Annotated in this window: 18 protein-coding genes; 4 read left to right on the forward strand and 14 right to left on the reverse strand. The window is 65.8% G+C overall.

All coding sequences use genetic code 11. The features are described from left to right. Positions 1–112 precede the first annotated feature (112 nt). Together DCG74_RS09215 and DCG74_RS09220 are read right to left on the reverse strand one after the other, a co-directional pair. Positions 113–967, reverse strand: a complete 855-nt coding sequence (locus tag DCG74_RS09215; protein ID WP_172788779.1) for a TIGR01459 family HAD-type hydrolase — start codon at positions 965–967, stop codon at positions 113–115. Positions 968–982: 15 nt separating this feature from the next. After that, entirely contained in the window at positions 983–2,461 is a 1,479-nt protein-coding gene (locus DCG74_RS09220) for an EAL domain-containing protein (protein ID WP_172788778.1), read from the reverse strand. A gap of 313 nt (positions 2,462–2,774) precedes the next feature. Here DCG74_RS09220 and DCG74_RS09225 point away from each other — a divergent pair, with 313 nt between their 5' ends. After that, entirely contained in the window at positions 2,775–3,614 is an 840-nt protein-coding gene (locus DCG74_RS09225; protein WP_172788777.1) for a class I SAM-dependent methyltransferase, read from the forward strand. Between the two features lie 47 nt (positions 3,615–3,661). On the opposite strand, the gene DCG74_RS09230 is transcribed toward DCG74_RS09225, so the two are convergent. The 7 genes from DCG74_RS09230 to uvrC form a co-directional block, all read right to left on the reverse strand. After that, complete coding sequence (locus DCG74_RS09230; protein ID WP_172788776.1) at positions 3,662–4,792, reverse strand: YihY/virulence factor BrkB family protein; 1,131 nt, start codon at positions 4,790–4,792, stop codon at positions 3,662–3,664. Beyond that, the gene (locus DCG74_RS09235) at positions 4,792–5,376 is read right to left on the reverse strand and encodes a phage holin family protein (protein WP_172788775.1); all 585 of its coding nucleotides are present in this window, start codon (positions 5,374–5,376) and stop codon (positions 4,792–4,794) included. The genes DCG74_RS09230 and DCG74_RS09235 overlap by 1 nt, the downstream gene beginning before the upstream one ends. Positions 5,377–5,467: 91 nt before the next feature. Beyond that, positions 5,468–6,427, reverse strand: coding sequence for a 50S ribosomal protein L3 N(5)-glutamine methyltransferase (gene prmB / locus DCG74_RS09240; RefSeq protein WP_172788774.1), 960 nt, complete (start codon positions 6,425–6,427; stop codon positions 5,468–5,470). Next, positions 6,427–6,894 (reverse strand): molybdenum cofactor biosynthesis protein MoaE, encoded by a 468-nt coding sequence (locus tag DCG74_RS09245; RefSeq protein ID WP_172788773.1) that lies wholly within the window; start codon positions 6,892–6,894, stop codon positions 6,427–6,429. Before DCG74_RS09245 ends, prmB begins: the two co-directional genes overlap by 1 nt. A 4-nt stretch (positions 6,895–6,898) precedes the next feature. After that, entirely contained in the window at positions 6,899–7,150 is a 252-nt protein-coding gene (gene moaD / locus DCG74_RS09250; RefSeq protein ID WP_172788772.1) for a molybdopterin converting factor subunit 1, read from the reverse strand. Next, positions 7,147–7,764, reverse strand: coding sequence for a CDP-diacylglycerol--glycerol-3-phosphate 3-phosphatidyltransferase (pgsA, locus tag DCG74_RS09255; RefSeq protein ID WP_172788771.1), 618 nt, complete (start codon positions 7,762–7,764; stop codon positions 7,147–7,149). Before pgsA ends, moaD begins: the two co-directional genes overlap by 4 nt. Positions 7,765–7,860: 96 nt before the next feature. After that, the gene (gene uvrC / locus DCG74_RS09260) at positions 7,861–9,921 is read right to left on the reverse strand and encodes an excinuclease ABC subunit UvrC (protein ID WP_172788770.1); all 2,061 of its coding nucleotides are present in this window, start codon (positions 9,919–9,921) and stop codon (positions 7,861–7,863) included. 248 nt (positions 9,922–10,169) lie between these two features. Between uvrC and DCG74_RS09265 the strand changes: the two genes are divergently transcribed. Continuing rightward, positions 10,170–10,793 carry an outer membrane protein gene (locus DCG74_RS09265; RefSeq protein ID WP_172788769.1) on the forward strand — a complete coding sequence of 208 codons (624 nt, stop codon included), beginning with the start codon at positions 10,170–10,172 and terminating at the stop codon, positions 10,791–10,793. Between the two features lie 71 nt (positions 10,794–10,864). Here DCG74_RS09265 and DCG74_RS09270 read toward each other — a convergent pair whose 3' ends face one another. The 4 genes from DCG74_RS09270 to DCG74_RS09285 form a co-directional block, all read right to left on the reverse strand. Continuing rightward, positions 10,865–11,080 carry a cold-shock protein gene (locus tag DCG74_RS09270; protein WP_008544396.1) on the reverse strand — a complete coding sequence of 72 codons (216 nt, stop codon included), beginning with the start codon at positions 11,078–11,080 and terminating at the stop codon, positions 10,865–10,867. Between the two features lie 266 nt (positions 11,081–11,346). Next, complete coding sequence (locus DCG74_RS09275) at positions 11,347–12,207, reverse strand: 23S rRNA (adenine(2030)-N(6))-methyltransferase RlmJ (RefSeq protein WP_172788768.1); 861 nt, start codon at positions 12,205–12,207, stop codon at positions 11,347–11,349. A gap of 129 nt (positions 12,208–12,336) precedes the next feature. Beyond that, positions 12,337–13,029: a ribonuclease T2 gene (locus DCG74_RS09280; protein WP_172788767.1), complete on the reverse strand. Its 693-nt coding sequence runs from the start codon at positions 13,027–13,029 to the stop codon at positions 12,337–12,339. 116 nt (positions 13,030–13,145) lie between these two features. After that, positions 13,146–13,607 carry a hypothetical protein gene (locus DCG74_RS09285; protein WP_172788766.1) on the reverse strand — a complete coding sequence of 154 codons (462 nt, stop codon included), beginning with the start codon at positions 13,605–13,607 and terminating at the stop codon, positions 13,146–13,148. A gap of 182 nt (positions 13,608–13,789) precedes the next feature. Here DCG74_RS09285 and DCG74_RS09290 point away from each other — a divergent pair, with 182 nt between their 5' ends. Together DCG74_RS09290 and DCG74_RS09295 are read left to right on the forward strand one after the other, a co-directional pair. Beyond that, positions 13,790–14,098 (forward strand): hypothetical protein, encoded by a 309-nt coding sequence (locus tag DCG74_RS09290; RefSeq protein WP_172788765.1) that lies wholly within the window; start codon positions 13,790–13,792, stop codon positions 14,096–14,098. A gap of 45 nt (positions 14,099–14,143) precedes the next feature. Continuing rightward, the gene (locus DCG74_RS09295) at positions 14,144–14,674 is read left to right on the forward strand and encodes a DUF3617 family protein (protein WP_172788764.1); all 531 of its coding nucleotides are present in this window, start codon (positions 14,144–14,146) and stop codon (positions 14,672–14,674) included. A 176-nt stretch (positions 14,675–14,850) separates the two neighbouring features. Here the strand turns inward: DCG74_RS09295 and DCG74_RS09300 are convergent, their stop codons facing one another. Beyond that, positions 14,851–16,239: an ATP-binding protein gene (locus DCG74_RS09300; RefSeq protein WP_172788763.1), complete on the reverse strand. Its 1,389-nt coding sequence runs from the start codon at positions 16,237–16,239 to the stop codon at positions 14,851–14,853. Between the last annotated feature and the right edge of the window lie 15 nt (positions 16,240–16,254).

Here is a 16,254-nt window from a genome sequence, read left to right on the forward strand (position 1 = left end):
CACGTTAGTGACGCGACGCTGAGCCGGGACCCAGTCTATCCCACGACATCGCTTACGGCTTCTAGGCCCCGGCTCTGCAGCTCTTCGAGCTGCGTCCGGGGCACGATATTTTCTACCACTTCAATTCGCGCATCAGCGCCTTCGGCGGGTGGCCGAACAGCTCCATCACCGAATTCGGGTCGAGCTGGTCGAGGCCCTCGAACTCCTCGGCATGGATGCCACGGGTGACGAACAGGCAGTCGATGCCGAATTCGCGGGCGCCGGTTAAGTCGGTGCGGACGGAATCGCCGATCGCCAGCACCTTCTTCCGGTCGATCTGGTAGCCTTGTCGCTCCCCGGCGAGCGCCATGGCGCGCTCGTAGATCGGCCGGTGCGGCTTGCCATAGAAGATCACCTCGCCGCCGAGCTCGCGGTAGAGCTCGGCGATCGCGCCGGCGCAGTAGATCAGCCGGTCGCCGCGCTCCACCACGATGTCGGGGTTGGCGCAGACCAGCGTCAGCTTGCGCTCGCGCGCCTTCAGCATCATGCCGCGATAGTCTTCCGCCGTCTCGGTCTCGTCGTCGTAGAGGCCGGTGCAGACGATGTAATCGGCCTCCTCCAGCGGTGCGGTCGCCGCATCGAGGCCGCGGTAGATCGAGTTGTCGCGCTCGGGGCCGAGCCAGAACATCTTGCGGCCGGGATGCTCGGCGACGTAGAGCCGGGTCAGATCGCCTGAAGAGACGATCGCGTCATAGGTCTCATCGGGGACGCCGAGCTTGCGCAATTGCCGCTGCACGGAGTCGGCCGGGCGCGGCGCGTTGGTGATCAGGATCACCGTACCGCCGCGGCTGCGATAGGTGTGCAGCGCCTCGCAGGCCTCGGGGAAGGATTCCAGCCCGTTATGGACCACGCCCCAGATGTCGCTGAGCACGACCTCCACACCGCCCACGAGCTCGCGCAGGCCTTCGGCATAATGCAGCGCGGTCATGACGTGCGCGGCCGATCAGATGCGGCGCGCGAGCGCCGCGTTGCCTGTGATGCGTTGGGACGGAGGCGCAGCAGAAGTTGCGCCTGAGCTGGGTGTGGCGGAGCCATTGGATCCCTGAATGTCCTGCGCCTGGTTCGGCGAGGCCCCGCCGGTAGCAGATGCCCCTTCGGGCCGCAATGGCCGGGGCGGTGCGAACAGGAACCCTTGGCCGAACCGCACGTCATAGTCGAGCAGGTCGACCACCGCGCGCTCGCCTTCGATCCGTTCGGCGATCAGGTCGATGCCGAAGCGGCCCAGCAGGTCGGAGAGGTCGGAGGGGTGGATGTCGGAGGCGGAAGCCTGCTTGGGATCGAGCAGCAGCGCGGCCGGCACCTTGATGAAGCGGACCCCACGATCGGCCAGCTCGCGCGGCTCGATGCGCAAATCCGTGACATGGTCGATCGAGAAACGGAAGCCGCGCTGGGCCAGTGCCGCGAGGTTCTCGGTCTCGGCCGGACCGAGATTGCGGAAGGTCGACTGCTTGAACTCCAGCACCAGCGCGGGCGCCAGCGCGCGGTTGGCTTCGAGGAAATCGAGGCATTGGGCAAACGTGGTGGAGTTGCCGAGCGTGGAGGCGGCGACGTTGCAGAACACGCCGACGTCCTTGTTGCGCACCATCAGGCGCCGCAGCACCTGCACGCAGCGCAGCATCACCATGTTGTCGATGCGCCCGATCAGGCCCGAGGCTTCTGCGATGCTGATGAACTCCTCGGCCGCGATCAACTGGTCGCGCTCGTCGCGCAGGCGCGTCACCGCCTCGTAGAACCGCACCTTGCGCTGCGGCAGCGTCACCATCGGCTGCAGGAAGATATCGATGCGATTCTCGTCGACCGCATTGCGCAGCGTCGCCAGCAACTGGGTCTGGTTGCGTCCATTGGCGGCCTGAACCGGGCTGGCCGCTTGGACCTGGACCGGCGGCGGCGCCGGCCGTGGCGGGGGCTCCGGAAGCGGAGGAGGAGCGAACGGCTTCTCCTCGAAGGGGGCAGCCAGATCGATCGGCGTTTCCGGCTCGGGCCGCGTGACCGGGGCGGGTGCGGGCGCCGGCGCGTGGCCGGCGAGCAGATCCTCATGGGCCGCGACGGTGGTGGCGAGCTGCCTGACCAATCCGCCCAGTTCGTTGATCTCGCCGATGACCGACTGGATTCGGTCGGAATTGGTCGAATTCGACGAGGCGATGCGGCTCTCGATGGCAGCCAGCCGGCGGCCGAACTCGGCCACCTGGCGGGCGAGGTCGGCGGTGCCGCGCGACAGGTCGGCGATCTGGCCGCCGACGTCGCTGCGGTCGCGCAGTCGCATCGACACCGCGTTGTAGAGGATCAGGAAGGTCAGCGCGGTCAGCGCCACAATCGCCGATTCCGTTCCGCTGATGCCGGCGACCGAATAGAGCACGAGCCCGAGCGAGGCCGCGACCAGGACCATGCAGATGGCGATGAAGATCGTCGAAATGCGAATCATGCCGCGCGTTATGCCTTTAAGAGCTGACTGCTTCACCCGGGAAAACACGGGTCGCGCTCGACTCCGTCACGCCTCATGCTCCCCCAAGCATCCATGAGCCTAACATCATTGTTGATTCGAGGGGATAGTGGCTGTTTCGCAGCCCGGTCGGTCCGCGGCCGAAAGCTTTCGAGGCAGCGGCTGCGAAACCTCGCACGGCCTCTGCGGCTCCGGTGCGGAAATCAAGACGCTCTCAGCGGAAAATCATGCCGCCCTCAAGGCCAGCGAGCCGCATGCGCTCTATCGTCCCGGCGTTCAACCGCAGGAGATTGCCATGTCGACATCCGCCGCCCTCAAGCCAGCTGCCCCCCAACCCGATCTTGCCGCCGTCAAGCAGCGCCAGCACGGCGCCTGGTCGTCGGGCGACTATGCCGTGGTCGGCACCACCTTGCAGATCGTCGGGGAACAGCTCTGCGAGGCCATCGACTTGCGCGCCGGCAGCAAGGTGCTGGACGTCGCCGCCGGCAACGGCAATGCGACGCTGGCAGCGGCGCGGCGCTGGTGCGACGTCACATCCACCGACTACGTGCCGGCGCTGCTCAAGCGCGGGCGCGAGCGCGCGATGGCCGAACATCTCACCGTCGAGTTCCGCGAGGCGGATGCCGAAGCGCTGCCGTTTGCCGACGCCAGCTTCGACGTCGTGCTCTCCACTTTCGGCGTGATGTTCACCCCGGATCAGGACAAGGCCGCGTCCGAGCTCGCGCGGGTCTGCAAATCCGGCGGCAAGATCGGTCTTGCCAACTGGACGCCGCAAGGCTTCATCGGCCAGCTGTTCAAGACCATCGGCAAGCATTTGCCGCCGCCGGCGGGCGTGAAATCGCCCGCCATGTGGGGCACGACGGCACGGCTCGAGGAAATGTTCGGCGGCGTGGCCGCGGAGATCGCCGCCGAGCCGCGCATGTTCGTGTTCCGCTATCGCTCGCCGGACCATTGGCTCGACATCTTCAAGACGTTCTACGGGCCCACGCTGAAGGCGTTTGCTGCGCTCGACGCGAGCGGCCAGGCCGCGCTGACGCGCGATCTGCTGGCGCTGCTCGGGGAGTTCAACCACGCCGATGACGGCACGATCGTGGTGCACAGCGAATATCTGGAAGCCGTGATCACCAAGCGCTGACCGCGCCCGAGATGCGGTCGGGCCAGCTCCGGCCCGACCGCCACCGATCAAAATGGCGCGGTGGCGCCGACCGTGTCGGCGGAGACGGCGTCGCGGGTGCCGAGCGGCTTGGGAGACCCCTCGGTGGTGTCCTTGAGCGTCTGCCGCTCGATCTCCGAATTCAGCTCGGCGCCGAACATGATGACGATCGCCGACATCCACATCCACATCATCAGGCCGATCGCCGCGCCCAGAGAGCCGTAGGTCGCGTTGTAATTGGCGAATTCCGAGAGATACCAGGACAGCAGGGCAGAGCCTGCGATCCAGAGGATCGCGGCCATCACGGCGCCGAGGCTCAGCCATTGCCAGCGCGGCGCGTCACGGCTGGGCGCGAAGCGGTAGAGAATGGCGAGTGCGACCAGCAGGATGACGAACAGCAGCGGCCATCGTGCCAGCGCCACGATCAGCTTGCTTTCCGGCGCCATGCCGAGATGATTGAGCGCAAGCGGGAAGGCGACGACGGCTCCCACCATCAACAGCAGCGCCACGATGCCGCCGACGGTGAAGGCCAGCGAGATCATGTTCAGCTGGATGAAGCTGCGCTTCTCGCGTTCCTCATAGGCGACGTTGAGGGCGTCGAAGATCGCCTTGACGCCGGCATTGGCGCTCCAGATCGCAAGCAGCAGGCCGACCAGGAAGGTGACACCGAGCGTCGTATTGCCGTTCGACACCACGCGCGCGACCTGGTCCTCGACGATCTGGAACGAGCCCTCGGGCAGCATGGTCGCAAGCGTCTGGAGGTTGGCGCTGATCGTCGCGGGATCGGCAAACAGGGCATAGGAGGAGACGAGTGCGGTGACGGCGGGGAAGAGCGCGAGCAGGCCGAAGAAGACGACGCCGCCCGCCGTCGCGAGCAGGCGATCCTCGTCGATGCGCTGATAGGTCCGCCAGAAAATATCCTTCCAGCCCGCCCAGGGGATCTCGAACGGGCTTTTCGCCCGGCGGCCGCGGCCCGGCTGCATCGCCGCGCCGGCCGGGTGCGTTTCCGGGGAATTCGCTTCGCCCTTGCGGTGGTCTGGCGGAGGCCCGGGCCTCGCCAAGCCGGAATCCTGAAAGTAGCGCTCCGCGGTCAGCACGAACACGGCCGTCGCCGCCACCAGCAGCCAGGAGTCGATCTGTTCGGAGCGCCGCGCCAGCATCACGCCTCCAGACTGCGCCTGTTGCGTCGCCGCCGGGCGGCCGTCAGCCCGACCAGGCCGACCGCCGCGAGCATCAGGCCGAGCTGCACGGGATGGTTGGCGCGGGCCGGCCAGGTCTTGATGCCGCCGCGCTCGCCCGGTGCGAGCGGCGCGAGGGGAATCGTCGTTGCGACCTCCTTCACGGCCTCCTTGACCGTTCCACGCGGGATCCGGGGCGTGGCGACCGCCACGCGCAGACGGCTCGCGAGCGGCACCACCGGCTTGGCCTTGCGTTTCATCTGCGCCATGGCCACGCCGGCACAGACCGCAGCCAGCACCAGCAGCACTGCGGCGACCGCGCCAAATCCCCAGAATTGCCCGTAGGTGATCGCGACCCAGCGGTACAAGGCGATCAGTCCGACGAAAAACGCCGCGACAACGAACAGGCCCGCGACTGCGAACAGTCCGCCGGCCACCGCGTAAGACGTCACCTTGCCCGTGGCCTGGCTGGTCTGGTCACGCAGATAGGATTGAGCAGCGCGTTTGACGTGATTGAGCTTGAGCGCCATCCCGGCGCGCAGCAATTCGCCCGATGGCGCGAGCATGCGGACATCCTCCAAGGACTAGAAAATTCGTCGGGGGATGAACGTGGCGATATTTGACTTGTTCCGATTGAGCGTGACCGGCCGTGATGAATCAGGCGAGATCGGCGGCTGCGATCCAGAACACCTCGCCCTCGGAATCTTCGGTGTCGAGCCAGAGCAGCGGCAGTTCCGGAAAGGCCTCGTCGACCAGCTCGCGGCCGCGGCCGATCTCGCAGATCAGCCCGCCCTGCGGCGTCAGGTGATCGGGCGCATCGCGCAGGATCCGGCGCACCACGTCGAGACCGTCGGCGCCGCCATCGAAGGCGAGCTTCGGCTCGGCCCGGCACTCCGGCGGCAATGCCGCCATGCCCTCGGCATCGACGTAGGGCGGGTTGGTGATGATCAGGTCGTATCTGTTGGCGCCGAGCGGGGCGAACAGGTCGCCGCGATAGAGGCTGATCCGGTCCTCGAGCCCGTATTCGCCGACATTGCGCGCAGCGACCTCGAGCGCGCCCTTGGAGATGTCGACGGCGTCGACGGTGGCGTTCGGGAAATGATGCGCGGCGAGGATCGCAAGGCATCCCGAGCCCGTGCAGAGATCGAGCACGCGCTCGACCGCCGTCGCATCGTCGATCAGCGATCCGGCCTCGCCGTCGGCGCCGAAATGCGACTCCAGGAGCTCGCCGATGAAGGAGCGCGGAACAATGACGCGCTCGTCGACATAGAAGGGCAGGCTGCGCATGTAGATCTTGTTGACGAGATAGGCGGCCGGTTTGCGCGTCGTGACGCGCTGATGGATGAGATCGAGGAGGGTCTTGCCTTCCGCGGCGGTGACGCGCGCGTTGGCGAAGATCTCGAACTGGTCGGGAGTGAGATGCAGCGCCTCGCAGACCAGGAACGCGGCTTCCGCGACGGGATCGGTCGTGCCATGGGCGAAGGCGAGCTTCGCCTCGACGAAGCGGCTCACCGCGTAACGGACGAAGTCGAGCAGCGTGAGAAGCTCGCCGGGTCCCACCTTCGCGAGCTTCGGCGCGGCGCGGCCGCGCGCGGTCTTCTTCGTAACTTTAGCCATCAGGATTTCGTCCAGCGTGCGGCGGCTTCGTCGTCACGGGCATGGGCCTCGACCCAGCCGGTGCCGGTGGCGCTCTCTTCCTTCTTCCAGAACGGCGCGCTGGTCTTGAGATAGTCCATCAGGAACTCGGCCGCCTGGAACGCCGCCTGCCGGTGCTGCGAGGCGGTCACGACCAGCACGATGTTCTGGCCCGGCATGAAGCGGCCGACGCGGTGGATCACCGTGACGCCGTTGAGCGGCCAGCGCGAAATGGCCTCGTCGGCATGGCGCCTGATCTCTTCCTCCGCCATGCCGGGATAATGTTCGAGCGTCAGCGCCGCGACGTTGGCGCTGTCCTCGTCGGCGCGGCAGATCCCGGAGAAGCTCACGACAGCGCCGATATCGGTCCGGCTGCCGGTCAGAACCGAGATCTCGCGCGCGATGTCGAAATCGTCTTCCTGGATACGGATGGTGACGGGGCAGGTCATGAGCCTAGCCGCCGGTCATGGGCGGGAAGAACGCGACCTCGCGGGCGCCTGCAATGGCGGCGTCCTGCTTGACGTGAGCGCGGTCGATCGCGGCGCGGATCACCTTCGGCTTCTCGAACGCATGCGCATAAGCCTCGCTTTGGCCGGAGAGCCAGGCGATCAGCTCCTCGACGGTGCGCACGCTCGCGGGCGGCTCGATCGTCTCTTCGGCCTTGCCGACGCGCTCGCGCACCCAGGCGAAATACTTCACCTTCATCCCTCGTCCTCCTTGATGAGGTGATGGATGCCGGCGCGGAAATAGTCGTAACCGGTGTACATGGTGAGGATCGCCGAGGCCCACAGCAGTGCGAGGCCAATCATCGAGACCACAGGCACGACCTCGTCGCCGGCCGGTCCCGCGAGCAGGAACCCGATCGCTACCAGCTGGACCGTGGTCTTCCATTTCGCAAGCTTGGTCACGGGCACGCTGACGCGGAGCGCAGCCAGATACTCGCGCAGGCCCGAGACCAGGATCTCGCGGCACAGGATCACGATCGCGGCCCATAGCGACCAGCCGTGAATGATGCCGTCCGCGGCGAGCATCAACAGGCAGGAGGCGACCAGCAGCTTGTCGGCGATCGGATCGAGCATGCGGCCGAATGCCGATTGCTGATTCCAGATCCGCGCGTAATAGCCGTCGAGGTAATCGGTCACCCCTGCGGCGATGAAAATGGCGACCGCGAGCCAGCGCAGCCAGAGCGGCTGATCCAGAATCGACTGCGCATAGATGCATCCGACCACGACCGGGATCGCGGCGATCCGGCCGTAGGTCAGGATGTTGGGGAGGGACATCGCGCGGCTGGTGGTCCCTCGTGTCGTGGCGATGTTCATCCGTCCTACCAATACCGCTCAAGCCTGAAGGTCAACCGTTCCACTCCCAAATGGGATGCAGGATGCGACGACCATATGACCGTCGCCTCCTTTAGTTCACCCCGGCTGGGGATGGAAATACTCGAAAATCCTGCGGGCGCTCTCGGCGCTGACCCCGGGAACCTTGCCGAGATCGGCGATCGAGGCCCGCTCGATCTCTTTCAGGGTGCCGAAATGATGCAGCAAGGCACGTTTGCGTGACGGGCCGATGCCCGGAATCTCCTGCAAGCCGGCCTCGCGGATGTCCTTCTTGCGCAGCTTGCGGTGCGAGCCGATGACGAAACGGTGGGCCTCGTCGCGCAGGCGCTGGATGAAATAGAGCACGGGATCGCGCGGCTCCAGCTTGATCGCCTCGCGTTCCGGCATGAACAGGGTCTCGCGGCCGGCATCCCGGTCCGGCCCCTTGGCCACCGACATCAGCGACACCTGGGTGAGGCCGAGATTGGCGAAGATCTCGCGCACCGCGTTGAGCTGGCCGCGGCCGCCGTCGATGATGACGAGGTCGGGCCATTGCGGGAAATCGTCGTCCTTGGCCTTGGTGGCGGCGTCCTCGGGCGGGTTGATCAGGCGCTTGAAGCGGCGCTCCAGCACCTCGCGCATCATGGCGAAGTCGTCGCCGGGCGTGATCCCTTCCGACTTGATGTTGAACTTGCGGTACTGGTTCTTCACGAAGCCGTCAGGGCCCGCGACGATCATGGCACCGACCGCGTTGGTGCCCTGGATGTGGCTGTTGTCGTAGACCTCGATGCGCTTGGGCACGTACGGCAGGCTCAGCGTCGCGGCCATGGCCTCGAGCAGGCGGCTTTGCGTCGCCGTGTCCGCGAGCTTGCGGCCGAGCGCCTCGCGCGCATTGGTCAGTGCGTGGGCGACCAGCTCCTTCTTCTCGCCGCGCTTGGGCGCGGTGACCTCGACCTTGTGGCCGGCCTTGATCGACAGCGCATTGGCGAGCAGCTCGCTCTCCTCGATCTCGTGCGAGAGCAGGATGTTCTTCGGCGGCGGCTTGTCGTCGTAGAACTGGGCCAGGAAGGACCCCAGCACTTCCTCGGGCGTAAAGCTCTTCTCCGCGCGCGGAAAATAGGCGCGGTTGCCCCAGTTCTGTCCGGTGCGGAAGAAGAACACCTCGACGCAGGAGAAGCCGCCCTCCTGGTGGATGGCGAACACGTCGGCTTCCTCCACCGTGCGTGGGTTGATGCCCTGCTGCGACTGGATCGCCGACAGCGCGGCGAGGCGGTCGCGGTAGAGTGCGGCGCGCTCGAATTCGAGCTCGTTCGAGGCCTTCTCCATCTCGCCGGCGAGCTCCTGCTTCACCGCATGGCTCTTGCCGGATAGGAAGTCGCTCGCCTCGCGCACCAGCGTTGAATAGCCGCCGAAATCGATCTCGCGGGTGCAGGGTCCGGCGCAGCGGCGGATCTGGTGGAGCAGGCAGGGCCGGGTGCGGCTCTCGAAGAAGGAATCGGTGCAGGAGCGGATCAGGAACGCCCGCTGCAGCGCCGTGATGGTGCGGTTGACCGCGCCGGCAGAGGCGAACGGGCCGAAATAGCGTCCGGGCCGGGTCTGCGCACCGCGATGCTTGAGGATCTGCGGCGCCCAATGGTCGCCGGTGATCAGGATGTAGGGAAACGATTTGTCGTCGCGCAGCTGCACGTTGAAGCGCGGCCGCAGCTGCTTGATGAGGTTGGCTTCCAGCAGCAGCGCCTCGGTCTCGGTCGTGGTCGAGACGATCTCCACGGTGACGGTGGCCGCGATCATGCGCAGGATGCGGGCCGGCAGTGGCGCACTCTGGCGCGCATAACTGGACAGGCGCTTTTTGACGTTCTTGGCCTTGCCGACATAGAGCACGTCGGCGTTCGCATTGAGCATGCGATAGACGCCGGGCGAGGTCGGCGCGAGGCGGACCGCGCGCTCGATCGCCTCGTGACCGGTCGCGAGCGGGCCTTCGCCGACGGCGCCGCTCTCTTCCAGGATGTCCGGCAGCAGCGCATCGTCCTCGTCGTCGCCGCCTGCCGCCGCGGGATCGACGTCCGGCGCGGCCAGCCGCTCGGGCGGGGCCTCGCTCGCAGCAGCCTGCGGCGGCTTGCGCGCGCGGTCGTTCGGATTGTCGGAGGAATCGTGAACCATGGGGCGAATTTAGGCGCTGGGGGTGCCGATTTGAAGTTCCGGCCATGCCGCACGCAAGAGGATGGCGGCCAGTTTCCGGTAACGCTTCCTTAAGTCTGTTAAGCGGGCGGTAACCCGACTTAACAGCCCTTTAACTTAAAACTCTCGATAAATCCTACGCGAAAAGTTCTTGGTTCCGTAACCGTCCGGTTTTGCTCGCGCGGCGGCGCGGACATCGCTCGGTTGCGACAGTTGCGTTGGAGTGAGTGATGAAGAGGCTCGTTGTGGGCGCAGCCGCGTTGGTTGCAGCCGGCTGGACAGCTTCGGCAGAGGCCGCCGATCTCAATTACGGGCAGCGTGCGCCCTATACCGTCAATCAGCCGCTCAATGCCTATAGCTGGGCAGGTCCCTATCTCGGCGGCAACATCGGCTATCAATGGGGCTCGGTCGACAACAACCCCACCAAGCCGTCCGGCTTCGTCGGCGGTGTGCAGGCCGGCTACAATTTCCAGAACGGCCCGTGGGTGTTCGGTGTCGAGGGCGACATCCAGGCCGCCGGCGCCGACGACACCTTTGCGCCGTGGAAATTCTCCAACCCATGGTTCGGCACCCTGCGCGGCCGCGCCGGCTATGCGTTCAACAACGTGCTGTTCTACGGCACCGCCGGCCTCGCCTTCGGCGAGCTGCGGGCGCAGACCTTCGGCTGGACGGAGTCGCACACCACCGCCGGCTGGACCATCGGTGCCGGTGCGGAAGTCGGCCTCACGCCGAACTGGAGCGCCAAGCTCGAATATCTCTACATCGATCTGTCGACCAGCCAGTTCGCAATTACGGGCGTATCAAACGGCTATAGCGCCAGCGTTGTCCGCGCAGGCGTGAACTATCGCTTCTGACATCCAAAGAAGAAAATACCGGACCAGCCTCCCGGCCGCTCGCGGCCGGGATTTTTTTCGCGCCAGGCTCGCTAGGAGAGGATCACAAGATTGACCGCCTTTGGTCCCTTCCCCTTCTTGTCCGGTTCGACTTCGAAAGTAATACGCTGTCCTTCGGCAAGGTCCTTCAGTCCCGCCCGCTCCACAGCGGTGATGTGAACGAAGACATCGCGACCGCCGTCGTCAGGCTTGATGAAGCCGTAGCCGCGCTCGCCGTTGAAGAACTTGACCGTTCCCGTCATGGCCATCGGGAAACTCCCCCTCATTGCTCCTCCGCCGCGACGCAGACTCACGTCGCGACATGACCGGGCCATACGGAGCCCGGGAGCTGGCCATCCCTTGGACGGACCTGATCGGTCCGGCGGGATCTTTCTTAGGGCCTTCACTCCGCCGCAACCATTCGCGGAAGCGGAACGTAAAGCCAGTCACGGAAATAGCATAATACGGTTCTTCGCAGATTGACTACCGGTCCTGCATATTTTTCCCAAGAATGCCGGAGTGTTACGGCCTGACGTTAAGGCTTGGGCGCCTCCAGTCGGAATCTGGCAGCCCCGCCCTGGCCGAGCGGTATTTCCAGCTCCGGCAGAATGGTCTTGAGCTCGCCGTGCAGCGTGTAGGGCGGGTTGACGATCAGGAGCCCGGTGGAAGTGAGGGCGGCGCTGTCGGCTTGCGGCGCGACGCTGAATTCGAGGCGCAGGCATTTTCCGGTCGGCTTTGCTGCAGCTGCGAGCCGCGCCACGGTTTGCGCCAGCGTGTCGGTGGCGCGCCGGTTCTTGGCGGGATACCAGATTACGTAGATACCGGTCGGCCATTTCGCGAACGCCGCCGAGAAGACTTCGCCCAGCCGCTCGAACTCGTCCTTGGCCTCGAAGGGCGGATCGATCAACACGAGGCCGCGCCGCTCCTTCGGCGGCACGAAAGCCGGCAGCGCCACCCAGCCGTCGAGATCGACCACGCGGGCCTGCTCGTCGCGGCGCAGCGCGTCGATCAGCGCTTTCCGTGCCTTCGGCTCGAGCTCGCAGGCGACGAGCCGGTCCTGCGGCCTGAGCAGGCCGCGCGCGATCAACGGCGAGCCTGGATAGACCTTCAGCTCGCCCTTCGGATTGAAGGCGCGGACGATGTCGAGATAGGGCTTCGTCAGCGCCGCGCTCTCGTTCGACAGGCGCGCCTGCAGCAGCCGGGCAATGCCGGTCAGCCATTCGCCGCCGCGGCGCGCCTCGTCGCTGTCGAGATCATAGAGGCCGGCGCCGGCATGGGTGTCGATGACGCGGAACGCTGCCGGCTTGTCCTGCAGATAAGTGAGGATGCGCGCCAGCACGATGTGCTTGATGACATCGGCGAAGCTGCCGGCGTGGAAGGCGTGGCGGTAGTTCATGGGATAGGACTACGTTGTCTGGCGCGATCCCATCCCCTTGTCATTGCGAGCGCAGCGAAGCAATCCAGAATCTTTCCGCGAAGGCAGTCTGGATTGCTTCGTCGCAAGGGCTCCTCGCAATGACGGGGCCTAGCCGCCCCTGATCGGCGGCATCGTCACCTGGTCGCGGCGGCAGGCGCGGCGCTCGATCTCGTCGCAGGCGCGGAATTGCAGGTCCTTGCTGAGGCAGATGCGGACCTCGGACAGCCGTGTCCGGTTGCAGGTGACCGAGACGGCGGCATTGCTGAGACCCGGATTGGCCTTGATGAAGGCCTCCTCGACCTCCGCCGGCGCGACGGTCTTGGGCTGCGACAGATCGAGATACTCGGCCGGAATCTTGATCGCGGCGCGCGCCTTGCGGATCATCTCGAAATAGCTGCGGCCCTCGAGTCCGGAACAGGTGCCGTGCTTGTCCCACTCGTTGAAGATCAGGCCCGGCGCCGGCATCAGGTCGAGCATCGAGGAGACGATGTTGCGGTTCAGGCGCGGCGCCGGCCGCTGGCAGTATTCCGGAAAACCGTTCTCGTATTGCGGCCACAGCCCATGCACCACGAACGCGTAGGGCCGGCCGCCGCACTGCATCTGAGACCGGCCGCCGCGTTCGGCTGCTTCCTCGCAGAACGAGGGCGACCACGACAGCGACAGCACATAGAAATCGAACTCGCCGGGTGCGTTCTGCCGCTTGTCCTGCGCCTTCGCACCGCCGGCGAGGGTGGCCAACCCCGCGGCGAGGATCAGCGAGATCATCAGACGGGACAACGAACGCAATCTGGAGTGAAACATGGCGACGCCCCTCAACTAGACTGTGCACACAGCCTAGCAGGCGATGGGAACATTTCAAGAACAAAATTGGGGCGGCAGTCGTCGGCCGCCTGATCAGCCCGAATCAGCCGCTTCGGTCAGGGCTTGGCGGCGCGGCAGGCCGGATTGTAGGCCCAGTTGCGGTCGACGCCGACCACGCACCACTCGACGCCGTTGCCGTAGCCGGCGAAGCCGCCATCCTCAATGAGCGAGAAATGCACCTTGCGTACCTTGCCGTCGGTGAGCATGGCGTCAGCGGTGCAATAGCGGCGCGGAATGTTGTCGGACTGCCAGGGGCGGAACGCGACCTCGCGAACGGCGGAGAAGCCGGTGATCTTCAACGGGGAATTCCAGAACCCGCTTTCCTTTTCCCAGAATTGGGTGGCGATCGTCGGCAGCGCCCTGTCGCAATCGGCCACGGCGCCGTCATAGCGCGGCCCGCTCAGCCAGAAATTCAGCTCGAGCGGATTGGCGGCCCTGGCCTCGCCGAGCGACAGCGCTCCCAACATGAGGCCGAGCACGGCGGCAAAGCGGAGCGATTTCTGGGAGGGGGCGCGCATGGTCAATCCGGACAGCTGGCTCTTGCGAAGGTCGGACGGTGCCGCGAAGGTTAGGGGAGGTCAAGTGCAGCGCGGCAACACTTCGCCAGGACTTGACCAAGATGTCGCGGCCAACAGGGTTCGGTTCTTTTCACGCCCCTCCCGGCACCGTAAACTGGCGCCAGCCAATTGGAGTGACGGGAATGCGAATCATTGCGGCCGCGGGCCTTCTTGCCAGCCTGGTTGTCTCGGGCATGATGGCGAGCCAGTCGGCGCGCGCCGACATCTTTGCTCCGGTGCCGCCGTTCAAGGGCAACGACACCGGCGGCATCATCGCCTATTCGATGGCGACCCAGGTCGATGCGCGTCAGGTCGCGGTCGATCACTGCGCCCGCTACGGCAAGGTCGCGAAATTCCTGGGCGTGCAGGCCTATGAGGGCGGCTACATCTCGTTCGCCTGCCGCTGGGTGCCCTATGGCGCCGCCGATCGGCCGATCCGCACGCTCTACTGAGGCGCTGTCGTAGCGCCGCACTTCTCTCAGCCGGGAGCCTTCGACATGACGCGCAAATTCGCTTTGCTCGGCTCGACGCTCTGCCTCGCGTTGTCGGCAGGCGGCGCCAGCGCCGACGACCTGCCGGTACGCAAACCCGGTCTTTGGGAGATGAAGCTGGTCACATCAGGCTCGCCGGTGCCCGAAATGACCATGCGGCACTGCACCGACGAGACCGTCGACAAGGAGATGAGCAACAACGTCTCCCCGATGGCCAAGCAGATCTGCGCCAAGCAGGAGATCAAGAAGACTGCGACCGGCTATGTCAGCGATTCCGAGTGCAGCGTCGCCGGCGTCAGCACGACCTCGCATGCGGAGATCACCGGCGATTTCAACTCGGCCTACACGGTGAAGACGACCTCGCATGCGCAAGGCGGCGTCGCCGGCACGGCCGGGCGCGATAGCACCACGACGCTGCAAGCCAAGTGGCTCGGGGCCTGCAAGCCGGATCAGAAACCCGGCGACATCGTCATGCCCGGCGGCTTCAAGATGAACACGCGCGACATGGACAAGCTGAAGGCGCTGCTGCCGAAGTAGGCGTGCTCGGCGCGCGCGGACGGTGCGCTCCCTCGCCCCGTTCTTACGGAGAGAGGGTTGGGGTGAGGGGCCTCTCTCCGCGAACGAGATTTTTGTGAGACCGGTAACCCCCTCACCCGAATTCGATCTGCGATCGCATTCGACCTCTCCCCGCAAGCGGGGAGAGGTAAGAAAGCCTACACCGGTATCCGCACGCTCGCCCTCAATCCCCCCATCGGGCTGTCCCCCAGCGTGATGTCGCCGCCATGCGAGCGGGCGATGTCGCGGGCGATCGCGAGCCCCAGGCCGGTGCCGCCTTCGTCCTGGTTGCGGGCGTTGTCCAGCCGCAGGAACGGCTTGAACACCTCTTCGCGCAAGTGCGCGGGAATGCCCGGGCCGTCGTCATCGACGGTGACGGTCAAATAACGGTGATCGCGCTGGCCGGTGATGGCGATGTTCTTGCCGTAGCGCGCTGCGTTGGTGACGAGGTTGGCGAGGCAGCGCTTGAACGAGGCCGGCTTCACCGTCACCACGGGCAGACCGTTGAAGGCGACGGTCGCGGTATGGCCGTGGCGCTCGGCATCGCTGCGCAGCTCCTCGAGCGCCTGTGCCATGTCGGTCGGCTGCGACTGCTCGCCGGAATCGCCGCGCGCAAACGCGAGGTAATCCTCCAGCATCATCGACATCTCGTCGACGTCCTTGCGCATGCCCTCGAGCTCGGGATTGTCGCCGATCAGTGCCAGCTCGAGCTTGAAGCGGGTCAGGATGGTGCGCAGATCGTGGCTGACCCCGGCGAGCATCGCGGTGCGCTGCTCCATCGTGCGCTCGATGCGCGACTTCATTTCGAGGAAGGCGACCGCCGCGCGCCGCACCTCGCGCGCGCCGCGCGGTCTGAAGTTCGGCGCCTCGCGGCCCTTGCCGAAACTCTCGGCGGCATCGGCAAGGCGCAGGATCGGCTTGATCTGGTTGCGCAGGAACAGCACCGCCACGATCAACAGGATCGAGGACGTGCCGACCATCCAGAACAGGAAAATCTCCGAGTTCGAGGCATAGGCGGCGCTGCGCTGCGCGAACACGCGCATCACGGCATCGTCGAGCTGGATGCGGATCTCGACCAAGTTGGAGCGGCCGACCGTATCGATCCAGAACGATCGCCCGATCTGGCGGCCGAGCTGCACCGACAGCGTCTGGTCGAGCAGCGAGAAGAACGGTTTTGGTCCCGGCGGCGGCATGTCGCCGGCGGGCAGGAAATCGACGACCAGACCGAGCCGCTGCTGCGCGATGCGGCGGATCTCGTTGCGGTCCTTGTCCTGCGGATAGCCCTTGTAGACGTCGATGAGTGCGGCGATGTCCTGCACCACCGCGGCCGACAGGCGGCGCGTCACCGTGTTCCAGTGCCGCTCCATGAACACGAAGGCGACGACGGATTGCAGCACCACCATCGGCACGATCATGATGAGGAGCGCGCGGGCGTAGAGGCCGGTCGGCATCCAGCCCTTGAACGCGTTGCCCATCCAGCCATTGGCGGCGGAGACGCGGCCGGCGGCGCTCTTCAGAAGCGTCAGGCCGGTATCGATCGTGCTCATCTGGCGCGCTTCACT

Origin of the sequence: Bradyrhizobium sp. WBAH42 (genome assembly GCF_024585265.1) — a bacterium.
GTDB lineage: Bacteria > Pseudomonadota > Alphaproteobacteria > Rhizobiales > Xanthobacteraceae > Bradyrhizobium.